Origin of the sequence: Serratia sp. ASV30 (assembly GCF_016428815.1) — a bacterium.
GTDB lineage: Bacteria > Pseudomonadota > Gammaproteobacteria > Enterobacterales > Enterobacteriaceae > Chania > Chania fonticola_C.
Genome location: NZ_JAELTL010000029.1, coordinates 23,339 through 40,382, shown reverse-complemented (window position 1 = coordinate 40,382; position 17,044 = coordinate 23,339). Strand labels below are relative to the sequence as shown.

The window sequence follows — 17,044 nt, the reverse complement described above, 5'->3', positions numbered from 1 at the left end:
ATTAATCAATAAGGTGCAAGCATGGAACAGAAAGTAGTCAGCATTGGCGACATCAAGGTAGCGAACGATCTACCGTTTGTACTGTTCGGCGGTATGAACGTACTGGAATCTCGCGATTTGGCGATGCGCATCTGCGAACACTACGTCACCGTGACGCAAAAACTGGGCATCCCTTACGTTTTCAAAGCCTCTTTTGATAAAGCCAACCGTTCATCTATCCATTCTTACCGTGGCCCAGGCCTGGAAGAAGGGATGAAGATTTTCCAGGAAATCAAAAGCACCTTCGGCGTGAAAATTATCACCGATGTGCATGAAGCCGCACAGGCGCAGCCAGTTTCCGAAGTGGTTGATGTGATCCAGTTGCCAGCCTTCCTGGCACGCCAGACCGACCTGGTTGAAGCCATGGCGAAAACCGGCGCGGTGATCAACGTCAAGAAACCGCAGTTCGTCAGCCCGGGCCAGATGGGCAATATCGTCGATAAGTTCAAAGAAGGTGGCAACGATCAGGTTATTCTGTGCGATCGCGGCAGCAACTTTGGCTATGACAACCTGGTGGTCGACATGTTGGGTATCAACGTGATGAAGAATGTGACCGGTGGCCATCCGGTGATCTTTGACGTGACCCACGCCCTGCAAACTCGCGATCCGTTTGGTGCGGCTTCTGGTGGCCGTCGCGCGCAGGTTGCAGAGCTGGCTCGTGCCGGTATGGCTGTAGGTTTGGCTGGCCTGTTTATCGAGGCGCACCCAGATCCAAGCAATGCTAAATGCGATGGTCCTTCGGCGTTGCCGTTGGATAAGCTGGAACCGTTCCTGGTACAGATGAAAGCCATCGACGATCTGGTGAAAAGCTTCGCTGAGCTGGATACCAGCAACTAACGGCTGCTGACAAATAGCGCTGTGGGGGCGCCGCATGCTGCGCTCGCCAATCTGAAGGCCCGACATGAATCTGTCGGGCCTTTTGCTTTATTGGGCGTTTAGCGCGGTCAGCGCTTCTGGCAGGGTGGGGTAGAAATGCAGCTTGCCATCGATTGGCTTCATGCGCGCACGAGCCAGGGTTTTTAGCGGCTGGAACGGAATATCGGTGATCACCAGCTGTTTTTCGGCGGGCAGGGCGTCGATATAACGTTGCAACGCGTTGAGTCCCCCGGCATCCAGCACCGGCACGGCATCCCATTGAAGAACGATGGTGTGGTAGTTTTCACCGCGTACCAGCAGATCGTTGAACACGCGTTCGGCAGCGGCGAAGAACAGCGGTCCGTTGACGCGCAGCACCAGTCGGCCATCCTCGGCGCTCAACTCGCTCAGGCGGGTCATGCGTGCGATTCGGCGCATAAACAGCAGTGAGGCCAGCACGATGCCAACGGTAATGGCAATCACCATATCAAACAGCACCGTCAACGACATACACAGCAGCATCACCAAAATGTCGTCTTTCGGCGCCCGGCGCAGCAGATAAACCACTTTATGCGCCTCGCTCATGTTCCAGGCAACCAACAGCAGCAGCGAGGCCATCGCCGCCAGCGGTAAGTAGGACAGCCATGGTGCCAGTACCAGTAAGGACAGCAGTACCATTAACGAGTGGATGATGGCTGAAACAGGTGAGGTTGCCCCTGCCCGCACGTTGGCTGCCGAGCGGGCAATAGCGGCCGTCGCGGTGATGCCGCCGAAGAACGGAGCGATGATGTTACCTGCGCCCTGGCCAATCAGTTCGGCGTTGGAGTGATGCTTTTTGCCCGTCATACCGTCCAACACTACCGCGCACAGCAGCGATTCGATCGCCCCAAGCATCGCCATGGAAAAGGCTGCCGGTAATAGGGCGGAAAGCAGGTGCCAGCTCAGTTCCGTCGGTTTACCATCGCCAGCAGGCAGATGCCAAGGCAATAGCCACTGTGGCAGGATCGGCGGGATACCTTGGCCCTGGCTGCCGTCGGCCAGTTCGAAACTGAAGCGGGAGCCAATGGTCGCAACCTGATGATCGAACTGAGCCAGGATAGCCATCACCGCGGTGCCAGCCAACAGGGCGGGCAGGTGGCCGGGAATACGCAGCCCCAGCTTCGGCCACAGCAGCAGAACCACCAAAGTGACCGCGCCAATCAGCGTATCGCCATAGTCCAGAGTGGGTAAAGCATGCAACAGCGCGTTGACCTTGCCGATGTAGTTTTCCGGCACTTCCGCCAGCCGTAAGCCAAAGAAATCCTTCACCTGCATGGTGGCGATGGTGATGGCGATCCCGGAGGTAAACCCAAGCGTGACTGAAAGTGGAATATATTCGATCAGGCGGCCAAGCCGCGCTAACCCCATAATCAGCAGGAATACGCCAGACAGCATGGTGGCAATCAATAAGCCAGAGAGCCCAAACTGCTGTGAAACGGGGAACAGGATCACCACAAACGCTGCAGTGGGGCCGGAAACGCTGTAGCGTGAACCGCCGCTGACGGCGATCACGATGCCAGCAATGGCGGCGGTATACAACCCATACTGGGGGGGAACGCCGCTGGCAATGGCCAGCGCCATCGCCAGAGGTATGGCAATGATGCCGACGGTGACCCCGGCAATGGCATCTTTCAGCAGACGTTGAAGGGAATAGGGTTCACGCCAGCAGGCATCTATCAGGGCGCTAAAAGGGCGGATACCGTTGATTTCGTGCGTTTTCATCTAAGTTGCAAACCAAGTCTATAAAAGAGAACGGAATGGCGGGCCATGGAGGTCCGTCTCGGAATAGCTGGTAGATACCATACCCCTTTCTGCCCGCCGATACCTAGATTTGTATCAAAGCATCAGGATTGTGATTAATTTATATTTGTTCAGCGGATCATTTGCGCCAAGCGCCAGCCTGTGCAGATCGTCCGCTGTTGATTGGGGGAAAAGCGCAGCTTTTATCGCTTAGTGTACTGAGGGCAAGGGTAAGCCTAGAAACTGAGCAAGAGTGCTGACCAGTAGATGATGGTCTTCGAGCTGAGGGGAGCCAGAAAGAGAGATGGAACCGACGCAACCCACATTGAGCAGGTTGATGGGGAATGCGCCGCCGTGGGCGGCATAGTCACGTACGCTGAGGCCATATCTCTCTTCCAGCGTGACTTGCCGTTGTTGCAGGCGTAATCCCACGGCATAAGAGCTTTTATGGAAATGGTTGACCACGTTACGCTTGCGCCGCACCCAGTCGGCAATGTCTGGCGTTGCCCCTGGCATGGCGTAATAAAACAGCGTTTGTCCGCTTAGCTGAATTTCTATAGCGATGGGTAATTGGCGATGTTCTGCGGCATTTTTTAGCGCCAGGCCCAGCTCCCACGCGGTGGCATGGTCGAAATGGTGGAAGGTAAGGTCCGTTTCTTGTGTCGCCAGCGCTTGCAATTCATCATCGATATTCATCAGATTTTCCCCGTGGTGTGATGGATAACAGACTATCCTGAACTGAGGATAGGACATAGATTGCCTGGCAATAACATATACCCGCCTGGTCATTGTCATTTTTAGTATGGTGAGTGCTGTCGGAAGCGGTATTACAGGGGGCCGTTGCCAAAAATAACCCGAAAAACAACATTGCCGCATCCTGGAGTATGCCGAATAGTTATGACATATATTGCGTCGATCTCGTCTTTTTACAGTGACGCGTGCATCACCTATGCCACGCTGTCGGTAGCCTACTTTGCACTTAGCAGAAACGCCCCTTTTTCCTACCAGTCCGCCGTGTGGAAACGGGTGTTATTTGGTGTGCTGGCGGGGCTGGCGGTGCTGTATCTGAATCAGTCTCGGCTGTTGCTCACCGGTAATATTTATTACAGCTTTGCCATGATCCCGATGATTCTGGTGCTGTTTTTCGGTGGTGCAGTCAGTGGGGTGGTGTGCTATCTGGTGAACTTTAGCTTTAACGGCGGCTTTACGCTGGATAATCTGTTTATCGGTTCGATCGTCTTGCCGCTGCTGCTAACGGGAGTCTGGCGGAAAAAATCGAACCGGGTGTTTTACCTTACCATTGGTATCATTGCGCTCTACCGCATTGCCGTGGTCTGCTCGTTGGTCAACTTCCGTGAATTGTGGCTGGATATTCTGTTGTATCAGGCCGCATCGGCGCTGTGCCTGGCGATTTGCTACCACGCCCTGAGCTTTAAAGAGCGCCATATTAACGCCTTTTTCTCCATGCGCAGCAAGGCGACGACCGACAGCCTGACCCATATCAACAACCGCGCCAGCGTGGATTACAAAATGATGCTGCAGCATGCCCAGCGGGAGTCTTGTGGCCTGATGTTGCTGGATTTAGACAATTTCAAACAGGTCAATGATACCTATGGCCATTTGGCTGGTGACGGCGTGTTGGCCAGCGTGGGGGGCATTCTGAAAGATTGTGTACGTGATGAGGACTTTGTCGGACGTTACGGCGGTGAGGAATTTATGGTCATCACGTCCAGTTATGAACCGCAGCATATTGCGGCCGTGGCGGAACGCATTCGCAGCCGGGTGGAAGGATTTGATTTTATTACCGAGAGTGGGGAGGCGATGCGGTTGACCATCTCTATTGGCACCTCGCTCTACCTGGCCGGTATGTCGGTGGAGAAAGCGATAGAGATGACGGATGAAGCGCTGTATGACGCTAAACGCGAGGGTAAAAATCGCGTGGTCAGCAGCCGTTTGATGTCGCTATCACAGTTGGGGAAGAGGTATAGCCCTATGGCGGCTAAGAAGTCTTAGCCTGGCCCGGGAGCAAACTATGCTTTCTTTGACGCTTTTACTTTTTCCCCTCCAGCGTTGTTGCGTCGGTTTTATCGACGACAGCAACATTGTTTTCGGCATAATCCAACTCTTTAGATAAAAAGTAATTAAGGAATGTACGTATCACGGCAATGATTACCAGTTTAATCAACTCTTCCATGCTAGGGTTGATTGTCGTTGCCAGGATATCAGCCGCTAATTGAAACTCTAACGCTAAAGCAAGCCAGGTTCCAAAGCGCGCCCTTATCAAATAGAGAATGGACTGACTTTTAACTTTGGTTATTGTGGTATAAAGTGCCTTTACCAGCCCGACAAAAACGCAAATAACGGAGAGAAACTCTAAAAAAACCTGTAGCATTAGAGAGAAATAGATAATTATTTCTTTGATACTTTCCAATTAGTTAGCTCCGTTTTCCATGTTTCTTAGCCTCTCACAGACAAACCGTGCTTAGTTGCTGGCTTGGAATAGGGCGTTTTCGCACAGGCCCGTAAAGGATTTTACTTTTCGCTACGCTTGTTGTTTAAGTGGAGTGAGAAACACTTATTGAAATAAGCTTTGACGTGATCTTCCATCGCGTGAACTTTTTCATCAATGCGCTGGCAAAGGAACTCATCACTATTCATTGCCTGGACTCGTTGTAATGCTATTAAGTCAATTTCTCTTTTTTGTTCTTCAGTCAATTCGCCGTTAGTATGCTGATTAGTCATGATGATACCTGTGTCGTGAGTAAAGTAACTAAATTATAGCGCTATGAGTATAGTAGCAAATACTTTCTAACTTTTGCTTAAACAGAGTATGGTGATAAATTGTCCGATTGTATCGTCGAGAGGCTTACAGCTACCTTGACGCCGTCCCCTCACCCTCAAGGGGACCGAACGTGCCACAATTTGTCTACTGTATCTGACAGCACCTCTGGACCCGCTCCTTCCCCCAATGCACTGTTAATGTGGCACTCGATCTATATTGTGGGTAAGGGGAAATGAGTAGTATGAACTGAAAGCCAATAGCTCAGTCTTTCTTGTTTGATAGCGGAGAGAGAGGGCTTGATTCGCAAGCTCACCCTGTGGGCGGCCCGTCGGCCGTCCAAAATGTCTCTGCGCTGCGAGCCATTTTGTCGAACCCTGTCGAGGTTTCTCACCCCTCTCTGACTGTGTTACATGCAAAAAAAAGCCTGAACGTGAATTCAGACTTTCTCTTGGAATATGGCGGTGAGAGAGGGCTTGATTCGCAAGCTCACCCTGCGGGCGGCCCGTCGGCCGTCCAAAATGTCTCTGCGCTGCGAGCCATTTTGTCGAACCCTGTCGAGGATTCTCACCCCTCTCTGACTGTGTTACATGCAAAAAAAAGTCTGAACGTTAGTTCAGACTTTCTCTTAAAATATGGCGGTGAGAGAGGGGTTCGAACCCTCGATACACTTACGCGTATACACACTTTCCAGGCGTGCTCCTTCAGCCACTCAGACACCTCACCGTACGTTGCGCGTTACTCAGTGCAACGGGGCGCTACTATAGGGAGAGTCGGTTAACCGGTCAAGAATATTTTTACGGTTTTAGCTCAGGTGGTTAAGCCGTCGCCGCTTTACCGTAAATCAAGGCCGGAATACCGCGTTTGTTTAGCCCAGCAGCTGTTGACAGGTGCTGTTCAAAAACGAACTTCATTGCTCGCCCCAGCGGCAAGGTGGGGCAAGCCTTCAGGGCATCAAACCAACAAAGACCGTCTTTTTACGTGGACCCGTCATCAGCGACTCCAACTCTTCGACACAGGCTTGGTAGTGCGGGGTCGTTTTGTGGAAGGCAACCGCTTGTTCATCGGCGTAGGCCTCATAGATATAAAAGCGCGTGGGGATGTCCGGGTCCTGTAACACATCGAAGCGCAGGTTGCCCTTTTCCTGGATCGCGCCCAGATGGTTTTGCCGAAACACCTCGATAAACCGTTCAACCTTGTCGTCATGAACGTTAATTTCGACCAGGGTAACGTGCATAATCAGCCTCCTTGATTGGGGCGGGCCTGGAAAACCGGCCCGCATTTCAGCCGTATCAGCCTTTTTCGCTGAGGAAAAGTTCGTAGGCGTGTTCTACAGTTTCGTTCTGATGAACGATGGCGTGCACCGCCTTGATCATGGCAACCGGGCTTTCTGACTGGAAAATATTCCGCCCCATATCTACCCCGGACGCCCCTTGATCGATGGCCTGAAAGCACATCTCCAGCGCTTCCCGTTCTGGCAGTTTCTTCCCACCGGCGATGACGATGGGAACTGGGCAGCCAGCCACAATGCGTTCGAATCCTTTATCCACGTAGTAAGTCTTGATGATTTGCGCCCCCATCTCGGCGGCGATACGCGTGGCCAGTGAAAAATAACGCTGATCGCGCGCCATATCTTTCCCGACGCCAGTCACCGCCATAGTGGGCATGCCGACTTTCAGACCCGCATCGATCAGTTGGATGATGTTTTTAATCGACTGGTGTTCATGTTCCGTACCGATATAAACCTGTGCGGCGACGGCACAGCTATTCAGACGCACCGCGTCGTCCATGGCGACAGCCACCGCCTCATTGCTCAATTCGGTCAGAATGGAGTTCGCTCCGGAAGCGCGCAGGACGATGGGTTTGTTGGTGGCTGGCGGGATCACGCTGCGCAGAATACCCCGAGTGCACATCAACACGTCTGCATGCGCAAACAGCGGCGCAATGTTGATATCAATCCGCTCCAACCCGGTCGTCGGTCCTTGGAAATACCCGTGGTCGAAGGCCAGCATCACGGTTCGGTTAGTGCGGGGGTTAAAAATGCGTGCCAGGCGGGACTGCATGCCCCAATCCAACGCACCGCACCCTTTTAAACTAAACAGGGCATTTTGCTGCGGTTGGTCAATATGGAAGTCTTTACCATCTTTGATGTCATCTAAATCAGCCATTGTATTACTCCCTTCAAATAGTCGGGGCGATAGGTTAGAAGTTGTATTTGTCGATATTGTCTTTATTGAACACCACGCGCTCAGGTAGCAGCACGATGCCATTGCCTTTTGCCTGGTAGTCGTAGCCTTGTACGCTGTTTGGTGAAACCTCTACCTGGCCCACACCAGGGATGTCGAGCTTGTCGCCAACCTTCAATTCACCGTTTTTCAGTAGGGCGTTGGCCACGTAAACCGAAATTTTCCCCTGTTCGACCACGTCCCACAGGCCGAACTCTTTAACCGTGCCGCGCTGAATATAAGGGCGCATGACGTTTGGGGTGCTGAACCCCACAATCGCCACGTTGTCACGCTTGAGGTTTTCTGCCGCCTGGGCCGCTGCGGGCAGGGCATTGGCATCCGGGGCGATGATGGCGTCCAGATCGCCATAGGCTTTCAGGATCCCTTCGGCGGTTTGCAGTGACTTGGTGGCATCGTTGTAACCAAACTGCGTGGTGACCACCTCCCAGCCCGGATGGTCTTTTTCGATTTTACGCTTGGCTTCATTCACCCATTGGTTTTGGTCGGTAACCGTCGGGCTGGAATAGAAAAAGGCGACCTTGGCCTTTTCTTTCTTCACCTGATTGGCTGCCATATCGACCAACATGCCTCCGAGTTGGGCTGGCGTACCCTGATTGATGTAATAAGAGCGGCATTCGGGCTTGGTGTCTGAGTCCCAGGTCAAGACCTTCACGCCACGCTGCATGGCACGTTTTAATGCCGGGCACAGCCCTTCCGGGGAGACGGCAGAGACGATAATGGCGTTATAGCCCTGGTTAACGAAGTTGTTGATCAACTGCACCTGGCCGGAAACGCTGGGTTCGGTTGGGCCATCGTAGGTTACGTCAACGCCCAGCTCTTTCCCCGCTTCTAATGCTCCATTACCTCCGCTGGTGAAAAAGCCGACACCCACCAGTTTGGGAATAAAGGCAATGCGCTCTGCCGCCTGTACGCCAATGCTTAGCGAAGCCATGCCGAGTACGCTTAAAAGTGCGATTTTTTTGATACGTTGTAGGGTCATGTTGTTCTCCGTATATCGCGTTGTCAGAAGATGTGTCCTGGCTCAAACCTGATGTGTGCTGCGTTGTCGTTGGAGCCACTCTCGGATTTGATGCCGATGCAGGCTGATGGAGCGGCCCACGACGACAATAATCAGTAGCGCCCCGGAAAGTGCGCTGGAGATTTGATTAGGCACGCCAGCCATTTGTAATCCTTGTTGCAGATAACCGACCAGCAAGACGGCTACGGCGGTACCGAGAATGGAACCTGAGCCGCCGTAAATATTTGCCCCGCCAAGTACTACCGCCGTGATGGCTGGCATCAGGAAGGAGGTGCCGAGGTCGGAACGTGCCGAGCCAAAGTAGGAAACCAGCAGCACCGCAGCAATGGCTGAAGCAAATCCAGTCATCGCATACAGGGCGCACAGCGTTCGGTTAACCGGGATCGCACTGTATTGCGCCACGCGCTGGCTTTGGCCAATCAGGAAAATGTTGCGCCCGGCGTGTGTCCGGTGCATTAGCAGCCAGCACAGCAGGACACAAACCATAAAGAAGGTCAGCGGAATTGGCAGGCCGAACACCGTCAGGTTGGCGAAATCGGTAAAGGCCATCGGGAATCCGCCGATGCCTTCATAGCCGGTGGCACCAGAAATGCCCGAAAGCAGCAGGGCGCTACCGCCAAACAGGTACATGGTGCCGAGGGTGATCACTAAAGGATTGATACCGGTGTAGATGATCAATCCAGCGTTGATCAAACCGCACAGGGCGCCCAAGGCCAGCGTTATCGCTATTGCCAACGGCAAGGGTAGACCCGCCTGGAACATCACCCCTAGCGCAATGGTGCACAGACCAATGGTGGAACCAAATGAAATATCAATGCCGCCACTGACGATCACCATGGTTAACGGCAGTGCCACAATGCCAATACAGATAAAATCGCTGGTGCTGAACAGCAGGACATTAATATCCAGCATGCGTGGATTAACGACCCCGAATGCCAGGATCTCAATCAGCAGCAGGGCGGCCAGCGCCAGTTCCCAGCCGAAACGTCGCCATTGTGCCATCATGCGATCTCCCGTTTTTTTCCCTGGGTAGGGAGTTGGGTGGTGTGAGGGGATGTGGGGGGCGAGGGAGGGGGATCGATAAACCGGGCATATTTCTGGCGGCGGATATTCTTTTGCAGGGCGCAGCGTAGGCGGCCATCAAATACCAGAACCCCCAACAAAACCAGGCCAGCGATAAAGTCGTTCCACCAGGCAGGAATGCGCAGCAGTACCAGCACGCTGTCGATCTGCGTCAGGAAATAGGCACCCAGAATGGCCCCCACCACCGTGCCAGAACCACCAAGCAGGCTGATACCTCCCAGCACGCAGGCGGCAATGGCCTTCATTTCCAGGCCGGTGCCGGTCTGGTTGGGAATAAAGCCAATCTGTGCAGCAAACACGATCCCGGCGAGCGCCGCCATTAGCCCATTAAGCGAGAAGGCGATGATGCGGATAGCCTCGGTGCGGATCCCGAGTTGACGAGCACCCTGCAGGTTGTCACCGGTCGCATAGAAGCTGCGGCCAAATGAGGTTTTCAACAGTAACCAGGCGATTAACGCCACCAGCAGTAAGGTTAGCCAGCCAATCGGTGAGATGCCCAGCAGCACCGCTGAAGAAAGTTGCTTGAGCGAACTTGGCAACCCCTCAATCCATTTACCTCCGGTCCATAGCAGCATGATGCCTCGATAAAGACCAAGGGTGCCCAGGGTGGCGACTATGGCAGGAATTTTAAACCAGGCGACCAGCACCCCATTAAAAAAGCCCGCCAGTAAACCGAGTAACAGCGTGACGCTAAAGGCAACGGGCAAGCTGTATCCGGCATTGAGCGTTATCCCAAGCAGCACCGCACACATCCCGGTGATGGAACCGACCGAGACATCAATGTTACGGGTCAGCATGACCAGCGCTGCACCGATGGCCAGCAACATCAGGATTTGCGAACTGCTGAAGATCATGGTCAGCGTCTGAAAACTGAAATAGCTGCTATCAATACTCCCCAGTAGCGCAAACAGAGCGATGATGGCCAGCAATGCCGTCAGCTCTCGGTTGTTTTGTATCATCTTTAGCATGAGGTCTCCCCGTTGGTATGAGGTTGATAGGAGGAGGGAGATGCAACGTGTTGTTCGCCAAAGGCCATATGCATAATGGTATCCACAGTAATCTCTTTGCCACACAGTGCGCTGCTTGCCACCTCGCCCTGATGCATGATGCAGACGCGGTCGGACATCATGGCTATCTCTTCGAGATCGGATGAGATGAACAGGATCGCGACATGCTGCTGGGCAATGCTCCGAATGAGCTGATAGATATCGTTGCGTGCACCGACGTCGACGCCACGGGTCGGTTCATCGACAATCAGCAGCTGTGGCGCTGCTTCCAGGCATTTGGCGATCAGTATTTTTTGTTGATTACCGCCGGACAGGGTGCGTGCCGGTTGTTCCGGGTGGTTGAATTTGATATTCAGCGCCCGGCGATAACGTTCAAGCGTGGCGTTATCACGCTGTGGATGGGCCCAGAACCCGCCGGTATTGTGGGTCAGGGCACAGACGTTCCAAGATAACGATGAATCCAGGTACAGCCCGGAAGACTGCCGGTCTTCTGGTAAATAGATCAGCCCACGTTGCAACCGCTGGCGAGTGCTCAGTTCAGCGATCTCTTCACCATTGAGCATGATGCTGCCCGCACTGGCTGGGCGCAATCCATACAGCGTTTCAGCCAACTCGGTACGCCCGGAGCCGACCAGGCCAGCCAGACCCAGGATTTCTCCTGCGTGGACGTTGAGTGTTACCTGCCGGAAGCCTTCACCAGTGAGCTCCCTCAACTGCAATACGGCTTTGCCCTGAGGGTTGGCTGGCCGATTGCCAGGCAACTCGAACCACAGTTTCTGGCTGGCGGAGAGATCCGCATTACGGGCTGCAGGGGTGATTGCCTGAATAATCTCATCCGTGGTCAGCGAGGCGGTTTTCCCCGTTAGGGCGATTTTGCCGTCACGCATTACGCTAACGCGGTCAGCAATCTGGCGTATTTCCGGCAGCTTATGGGAAATAAAGACGATACCGACACCTTTGCCAAGCAGTTCATGCAGGCGGGCAAATAATCGGTCCGTCTCGGCAGGCGTCAGCGACGCCGTGGGTTCATCCAGGATCAGGATCTGGGAATCACGCATTAATCCCCGCATGATCTCAACGATTTGGCGGTCAGCCACATCCAGCGAACCTGCCATGCTGTTGGGTTCAAGTTTGCATCCCAACAGTTCGAGTAACTGCTGCATTTTTTCAACCGCAGCCCGCTTGGCAGGCAGGCCAAACAGAATATTCTCTTTAACCGACAGGCTGGGGAACAGCAGCGGTTCCTGCGGCACCAGATAGATCCCCAGTTGATGCGCTTTTACCGGGGTCAGGCTGGCACAACGCTGGCCATTGATCTCGATAGCGCCGCCATCCGGTGGTACTACGCCAGCAATGATCTTCATCAGCGTGGACTTCCCTGCGCCATTACCGCCGAGTAGGGCATGTACCTCCCCGGCATGCAGGGTAAAGTCGATGCCTTTCAGCACCTCAACACCGGAATAGTGCTTATTGATATTTTGTACACAGAGCAGAGGTGGATCTGAGTATTCACCGGTTTGCATCTTGCCTCCGTTCACTCGAAGACGAGTGACTGAGTTGAACAAATATTTTTTAGAAAACTAATTGTTCATAACCTTAGTCATGGTTTGGCGATAAAACCATCACTGCGATCACGTTTTTTGAATAATTGTGTGCTAATAAAACCGATGTTCAAATTTGGTGTATATTTGTGGCATGACTCACAGCTATTGTTGAGCGATAGCGGAACAATTGTGTTCAAGTTTTAAAAATGTTCAAAGAGAAGCGGATTTATGACGATAAATGACAGTGCATTGATAACCGAACATGGCATGTGTGAGGAGGAGCAGGTGGCCCGCATCGCCTGGTTTTACTATCACGATGGGCTGACGCAAAGCGAGATCAGCGCCCGGCTTGGGCTGACGCGCCTTAAAGTTTCGCGTTTGCTGGAGAAAGGGCATCAGTCTGGGATCATTCGGGTGCAGATTAACTCCCGCTTTGAAGGTTGCCTACAGTATGAAGATGCATTGAAAAAACACTTTGACCTGAAAAACATTCGCGTATTGCCCGCGTTGGCCGAGGCTGATGACAGCGCGAGGTTGGGGATTGGTGCGGCACACATGCTGATGGAGTCCCTGGAGACACAACAGTTGCTGGCGGCGGGGTTTGGCGAAGCGACCATGAGCACCCTGAAAAGACTGAGTGGCTTCATTTCTTCGCAGCAAATTCGCCTGGTCACGCTTTCCGGTGGCGTAGGGCCTTATATGACCGGGATTGGTCAGTTGGATGCCGCCTGCAGCGTCAGCATGATCCCAGCTCCGTTGCGCGCTTCCTCTGCCGATATTGCCCGTACCCTGCGGGATGAAAATAGTGTCAGGGACGTGCTGCTGGCAGCCCAGGCTGCCGATGTCGCCGTAGTAGGGATCGGGGCGGTGAATCAAAAAGATGCCGCCACCATTTTACGCGCTGGCTATATCACCGAAGGCGAGCAACTGATGATTGGCCGCAAAGGCGCCGTTGGCGATATTCTCGGTTACTTTTTTGATGCCAGCGGCGCAATCATTCCCGACATGCAAATTCATCAAGAATTGATAGGGCTGAGCTTGAGCGCGCTTGCCACCATACCTACCGTTGTCGGGGTTGCGGGGGGAGTACCAAAAGCCGAAGCGATCGTGGCGGCATTGAAGGGCGGCTATATCAACGCGTTAGTTACCGATCAGGACACGGCGGCAGAAATGCTCAAGCTTATTGGAAAGTAAAGGTTAATAGCGATGTAACAGACTGTCTCAAACACCAGCCGAGGACAAACTCATGGCTCGACTCTGTACTCCTGCCACATCAGGCCAATACCTGATGGCTCTGGATGCCGGTACCGGCAGCATCAGAGCGGTAATTTTTGATTTGGAAGGCAATCAAGTCTCAGTAGGGCAAGCCGAATGGCAACATTTGGCGGTCCCTGATGTACCGGGCTCCATGGAATTCGATCTTGCCAAAAACTGGCACCTCACCTGCCAATGCATCCATCAGGCGTTAAAGATGGCGGCCATTGCGCCGGAGGCGATTGCGTCCGTGGCTGCGTGTTCGATGCGTGAAGGGATTGTGATCTATGATGCGGAGGGGCAGCCGATCTGGGCCTGCGCCAACGTAGATGCACGCGCAACGCGTGAGGTCAGCGAGTTAAAAGAGATCCACCACCATACTTTTGAAGATGAGGTATACCGTTGTTCAGGGCAGACGCTGGCGCTGAGCGCCATGCCCCGGCTGCTGTGGTTGGCGCACTACCGTCCTGACATCTATCGCCAGGCCGCCGCGGTCACCATGATCAGTGACTGGCTGGCTTATATGCTCAGCGGTGAACTTGCAGTTGACCCATCAAATGCCGGGACTACCGGGTTGCTTGACCTGGTCACGCGAGACTGGAGAAAAGGCCTGTTGGAAATGGCGGGCCTGCGTTCGGACATTCTTTCACCGGTAAAAGAGACGGGAACACCACTGGGGGCGGTGACGGACAACGCTGACGCACTGTCAGGTTTGCGGGCTGGTACACCGGTGATTGTCGGGGGCGGTGATGTTCAATTGGGATGCGTGGGTCTAGGTATCGTCAGATCAGCGCAGACCGCCGTATTAGGGGGAACGTTCTGGCAGCAGGTGGTGAACCTCCCTGAGCCTGTCACCGATCCCAATATGAATGTGCGCATTAACCCGCATGTGATCCCGGGCATGGTTCAGGCTGAATCCATCAGCTTTTTTACCGGGCTGACGATGCGCTGGTTCCGTGATGCCTTCTGCGCCGAGGAAAAGCTGATTGGTGAACGTCTGGGCGTGGATACCTATGCCTTGCTGGAAGATATGGCCAGGCGGGTCCCATCAGGTGCTCATGGCGTTATGCCCATCTTCTCCGATGTCATGCGCTTTAAGAACTGGTATCACGCCGCTCCCTCATTTATCAACCTGTCGATCGATCCGGAAAAGTGCAATAAAGCTACGTTGTTCCGCGCCCTTGAAGAGAACGCGGCCATAGTGTCGGCCTGTAATCTACAACAAATCGCCGAGTTTTCAGGTGTCAAAGCCGATTCGCTGGTGTTTGCCGGCGGTGGTTCAAAAGGCACGCTCTGGAGCCAGATCCTGGCCGATGTCACAGGACTGACCGTACGAGTCCCGGTGGTTAAGGAAGCGACCGCGCTGGGATGTGCTATTGCGGCTGGCGTGGGGGTAGGGGTCTATTCGTCGTTGGCGGATGCGGGGGAGAGCTTGGTGCGTTGGGATAGGGAACATATCCCGAATCCAGAAAACAGTGAAGTTTATCAACAGGCACGTCAAAAATGGCTGGAGGTGTATCTGGATCAACTTGGTTTGGTTGATCACGGATTAACGACGTCAATGTGGAAGGCTCCTGGCCTTTAAAGGAGGGTATCATGATCAAGACCAATGAAATGGCGCATGACTATCGCTTCGGCGACAATGGCCCAAAATATCTGATCCGTGGGCCGATGTGCGATATGGGCGTCGTGGTGTTGCAGCCAGGCCAGTCATTCAGAAATCACCGCCACAAGGAGGTTTGCGAAGTCTTTTATACTCTCAGTGGAGAGGTGTGTCTGTATCTGGAAGGCGAGATGCAGATACTGCGTGAAGGAGATGTGTTGCAGTGTGATCCGGGCGAGGCACATTTTCTGGTCAATACTGGCTCGGTACCGTGGAAAGGGGTATTCGTGAAATCGCCGCATATTTTAGGGGATAGCCATCCCGCAGAGCCTGAGAGCTATTAGGGAGCAAGCCTGAGCTCTCGCCTTGAAGCCAGGTGATTTAAGTTGTCGTGTTCTGTTTGGCATGTTAAATAAAACATAATACTAAAACAGGTACTTAAAAATCTTATCCTCTCAAGGACAAGCGAGTAACAATGCAGATAATGAATGTTAAACAGGCCAGGATAATCAGTTTCATCTTTGTGATGGGGGGGATCCTGCTGCTGTTGCCGTTGCATCTTCTTACCTGCTTTATGGCGGGTTTTCTGGTTTACGAGATCGTGAATATCCTTACGCCACATTTTCAGAAGGTGATTGGCGGCCATCGGGCCAGATGGCTGGTTGTAGCGGTGATCAGTACCTTGGTGGTCGGCCTGTTGATCACCATTGTGGGGAGTCTCGTCGGCTATCTGATGCAGGATATGAAGAATATCTCTGGCATCAACACCCGTATTGCGTTCATCCTGCAGGATGTCCAGCAAGAGGTGGCAAAATATCTGCCGGGCTATCTGCCGTTGAGTGTAGAAGAGCTGAAGAACGAGATCCTGAGCCGACTGCAACAGCACATCGCTTTGTTACAGACGATGGGCAAGAGCGTACTGCATGGCCTGGTGACCATGCTGATTGGGATGGTGCTCGGTGCCATAGTCTCACTGTATAACATTGATAGCAGCGAGGAGCGGCCATTACTGAAAAGTGAGTTGATGAAAAGGATTTCGCTGCTATCACAGGCGTTCCGCAATATTGTGTTTGCGCAAGTTAAAATATCGGCAATCAATACCTTCTTCTCGGCTATCTTTATCCTTGGTGTGCTACCGCTATGTGGGATCCATATCCCGTTGGCGAAAACGCTGGTGGTGTTTACCTTTATCTTTGGCCTGCTGCCGGTGATCGGCAATCTGATCTCCAATACCATTGTTTTCATCTCTGGCCTGTCGGTTTCACTCGGAGTGGCGCTGATTGCGCTGCTCTACCTGATCGTCATCCACAAGTTTGAGTATTTCCTCAATGCCCGTATTGTTGGCACTAAAATCAGGGCTAACTCTTGGGAGATCTTGCTGGCGATGTTGGTCTTTGAGGCGGCATTCGGTCTGGCTGGTGTGGTTGCCGCTCCTATCTATTATGCTTATCTGAAAAGTGAACTTAGAGAAGCTAAGCTGATTTGAGGACGTGCCATTTTTTCGAACCTTGCTGAGGCTTCTCACCCCTCTCTGTTTGGGGGGATATGTAATAAAAATCCTGAACATGAGTTCAGGCTTTTTTTATTTTAATGCATGGTTACACAAAAACGGCGTAACGCCGGTTTAGGAATATCTACCCCCAAGTCAGTATCGTGGATGCTGCTCGTCTGGCACAAACCATTCGCGAACAGTTGGCCAATCACACTGACCCACTGTAAGTCTGGCTAAACTGCTGGCAGAGTTAAACAGCCTATCCATGCTGTGATGCAGTGGGGAGGCCCATGGCTACTTACTTCAACGCCAACTTGGTTGATGTGGTCACTGGTACGACATCAG

16 protein-coding genes, 1 tRNA gene and 1 pseudogene are annotated in these 17,044 nt (G+C 53.0%); 7 read left to right on the top strand and 11 right to left on the bottom strand.

The features are described from left to right. The first annotated feature begins 21 nt into the window (after nucleotides 1–21). Nucleotides 22–876, top strand: a complete 855-nt coding sequence (kdsA, locus tag JHD74_RS14360; RefSeq protein WP_021181107.1) for a 3-deoxy-8-phosphooctulonate synthase — start codon at nucleotides 22–24, stop codon at nucleotides 874–876. A gap of 87 nt (nucleotides 877–963) precedes the next feature. On the opposite strand, the gene dauA is transcribed toward kdsA, so the two are convergent. Beyond that, on the bottom strand, nucleotides 964–2,655 hold the full coding sequence (gene dauA / locus JHD74_RS14355; RefSeq protein WP_199062942.1) for a C4-dicarboxylic acid transporter DauA: 1,692 nt from the start codon (nucleotides 2,653–2,655) through the stop codon (nucleotides 964–966). Between the two features lie 228 nt (nucleotides 2,656–2,883). Then, entirely contained in the window at nucleotides 2,884–3,369 is a 486-nt protein-coding gene (locus JHD74_RS14350; protein WP_024528850.1) for a heme-degrading domain-containing protein, read from the bottom strand. A 201-nt stretch (nucleotides 3,370–3,570) separates the two neighbouring features. Between JHD74_RS14350 and JHD74_RS14345 the strand changes: the two genes are divergently transcribed. Continuing rightward, nucleotides 3,571–4,686: a GGDEF domain-containing protein gene (locus tag JHD74_RS14345; RefSeq protein ID WP_199062941.1), complete on the top strand. Its 1,116-nt coding sequence runs from the start codon at nucleotides 3,571–3,573 to the stop codon at nucleotides 4,684–4,686. 37 nt (nucleotides 4,687–4,723) lie between these two features. Here JHD74_RS14345 and JHD74_RS14340 read toward each other — a convergent pair whose 3' ends face one another. The 9 genes from JHD74_RS14340 to lsrA form a co-directional block, all read right to left on the bottom strand. After that, on the bottom strand, nucleotides 4,724–5,104 hold the full coding sequence (locus JHD74_RS14340; protein WP_024528852.1) for a DUF1622 domain-containing protein: 381 nt from the start codon (nucleotides 5,102–5,104) through the stop codon (nucleotides 4,724–4,726). Nucleotides 5,105–5,205: 101 nt separating this feature from the next. Then, entirely contained in the window at nucleotides 5,206–5,415 is a 210-nt protein-coding gene (locus JHD74_RS14335; RefSeq protein WP_024528853.1) for a hypothetical protein, read from the bottom strand. 673 nt (nucleotides 5,416–6,088) lie between these two features. After that, a tRNA-Ser gene (locus tag JHD74_RS14330) sits at nucleotides 6,089–6,178 on the bottom strand. Between the two features lie 220 nt (nucleotides 6,179–6,398). Continuing rightward, complete coding sequence (gene lsrG, locus JHD74_RS14325; protein WP_024528854.1) at nucleotides 6,399–6,689, bottom strand: (4S)-4-hydroxy-5-phosphonooxypentane-2,3-dione isomerase; 291 nt, start codon at nucleotides 6,687–6,689, stop codon at nucleotides 6,399–6,401. Between the two features lie 55 nt (nucleotides 6,690–6,744). Then, nucleotides 6,745–7,620, bottom strand: coding sequence for a 3-hydroxy-5-phosphonooxypentane-2,4-dione thiolase (lsrF, locus tag JHD74_RS14320; protein ID WP_024528855.1), 876 nt, complete (start codon nucleotides 7,618–7,620; stop codon nucleotides 6,745–6,747). A gap of 34 nt (nucleotides 7,621–7,654) precedes the next feature. Continuing rightward, entirely contained in the window at nucleotides 7,655–8,677 is a 1,023-nt protein-coding gene (gene lsrB / locus JHD74_RS14315) for an autoinducer 2 ABC transporter substrate-binding protein LsrB (protein ID WP_024528856.1), read from the bottom strand. 42 nt (nucleotides 8,678–8,719) lie between these two features. Further along, complete coding sequence (gene lsrD, locus JHD74_RS14310; RefSeq protein WP_199062940.1) at nucleotides 8,720–9,721, bottom strand: autoinducer 2 ABC transporter permease LsrD; 1,002 nt, start codon at nucleotides 9,719–9,721, stop codon at nucleotides 8,720–8,722. After that, the gene (gene lsrC / locus JHD74_RS14305) at nucleotides 9,718–10,767 is read right to left on the bottom strand and encodes an autoinducer 2 ABC transporter permease LsrC (protein ID WP_024528858.1); all 1,050 of its coding nucleotides are present in this window, start codon (nucleotides 10,765–10,767) and stop codon (nucleotides 9,718–9,720) included. Before lsrC ends, lsrD begins: the two co-directional genes overlap by 4 nt. Beyond that, nucleotides 10,761–12,329 carry an autoinducer 2 ABC transporter ATP-binding protein LsrA gene (gene lsrA, locus JHD74_RS14300; RefSeq protein WP_199062939.1) on the bottom strand — a complete coding sequence of 523 codons (1,569 nt, stop codon included), beginning with the start codon at nucleotides 12,327–12,329 and terminating at the stop codon, nucleotides 10,761–10,763. The genes lsrC and lsrA overlap by 7 nt, the downstream gene beginning before the upstream one ends. Before the next feature lie 249 nt (nucleotides 12,330–12,578). Here lsrA and lsrR point away from each other — a divergent pair, with 249 nt between their 5' ends. From lsrR to JHD74_RS26630, 5 genes and pseudogenes are all read left to right on the top strand, one after another. Continuing rightward, nucleotides 12,579–13,544: a transcriptional regulator LsrR gene (gene lsrR, locus JHD74_RS14295; RefSeq protein ID WP_161629484.1), complete on the top strand. Its 966-nt coding sequence runs from the start codon at nucleotides 12,579–12,581 to the stop codon at nucleotides 13,542–13,544. 52 nt (nucleotides 13,545–13,596) lie between these two features. After that, nucleotides 13,597–15,189 carry an autoinducer-2 kinase gene (gene lsrK, locus JHD74_RS14290; protein WP_199062938.1) on the top strand — a complete coding sequence of 531 codons (1,593 nt, stop codon included), beginning with the start codon at nucleotides 13,597–13,599 and terminating at the stop codon, nucleotides 15,187–15,189. An 11-nt stretch (nucleotides 15,190–15,200) separates the two neighbouring features. Continuing rightward, nucleotides 15,201–15,551, top strand: coding sequence for a cupin domain-containing protein (locus tag JHD74_RS14285; RefSeq protein WP_024528862.1), 351 nt, complete (start codon nucleotides 15,201–15,203; stop codon nucleotides 15,549–15,551). A gap of 131 nt (nucleotides 15,552–15,682) precedes the next feature. After that, a complete protein-coding gene (locus JHD74_RS14280) occupies nucleotides 15,683–16,693 on the top strand; it encodes an AI-2E family transporter (protein WP_024528863.1) in 1,011 nt (336 codons plus the stop codon). 111 nt (nucleotides 16,694–16,804) lie between these two features. Beyond that, nucleotides 16,805–16,923 (top strand): annotated as a pseudogene (locus JHD74_RS26630) (integrase); the annotation flags it as partial. Nucleotides 16,924–17,044: the final 121 nt, after the last annotated feature.

Excerpts from the sequence above, each read along its gene's own strand:
- kdsA (WP_021181107.1), top strand. The coding sequence starts at position 22 with ATGGAACAGAAAGTAGTCAGCATTGGCGACATCAAGGTAGCGAACGAT.
- dauA (WP_199062942.1), bottom strand. The coding sequence starts at position 2,655 with ATGAAAACGCACGAAATCAACGGTATCCGCCCTTTTAGCGCCCTGATA.
- JHD74_RS14350 (WP_024528850.1), bottom strand. The coding sequence starts at position 3,369 with ATGAATATCGATGATGAATTGCAAGCGCTGGCGACACAAGAAACGGAC.
- JHD74_RS14345 (WP_199062941.1), top strand. The coding sequence starts at position 3,571 with ATGACATATATTGCGTCGATCTCGTCTTTTTACAGTGACGCGTGCATC.
- JHD74_RS14335 (WP_024528853.1), bottom strand. The coding sequence starts at position 5,415 with ATGACTAATCAGCATACTAACGGCGAATTGACTGAAGAACAAAAAAGA.
- lsrG (WP_024528854.1), bottom strand. The coding sequence starts at position 6,689 with ATGCACGTTACCCTGGTCGAAATTAACGTTCATGACGACAAGGTTGAA.
- lsrF (WP_024528855.1), bottom strand. The coding sequence starts at position 7,620 with ATGGCTGATTTAGATGACATCAAAGATGGTAAAGACTTCCATATTGAC.
- lsrB (WP_024528856.1), bottom strand. The coding sequence starts at position 8,677 with ATGACCCTACAACGTATCAAAAAAATCGCACTTTTAAGCGTACTCGGC.
- lsrD (WP_199062940.1), bottom strand. The coding sequence starts at position 9,721 with ATGATGGCACAATGGCGACGTTTCGGCTGGGAACTGGCGCTGGCCGCC.
- lsrC (WP_024528858.1), bottom strand. The coding sequence starts at position 10,767 with ATGCTAAAGATGATACAAAACAACCGAGAGCTGACGGCATTGCTGGCC.
- lsrA (WP_199062939.1), bottom strand. The coding sequence starts at position 12,329 with ATGCAAACCGGTGAATACTCAGATCCACCTCTGCTCTGTGTACAAAAT.
- lsrR (WP_161629484.1), top strand. The coding sequence starts at position 12,579 with ATGACGATAAATGACAGTGCATTGATAACCGAACATGGCATGTGTGAG.
- lsrK (WP_199062938.1), top strand. The coding sequence starts at position 13,597 with ATGGCTCGACTCTGTACTCCTGCCACATCAGGCCAATACCTGATGGCT.
- JHD74_RS14285 (WP_024528862.1), top strand. The coding sequence starts at position 15,201 with ATGATCAAGACCAATGAAATGGCGCATGACTATCGCTTCGGCGACAAT.
- JHD74_RS14280 (WP_024528863.1), top strand. The coding sequence starts at position 15,683 with ATGCAGATAATGAATGTTAAACAGGCCAGGATAATCAGTTTCATCTTT.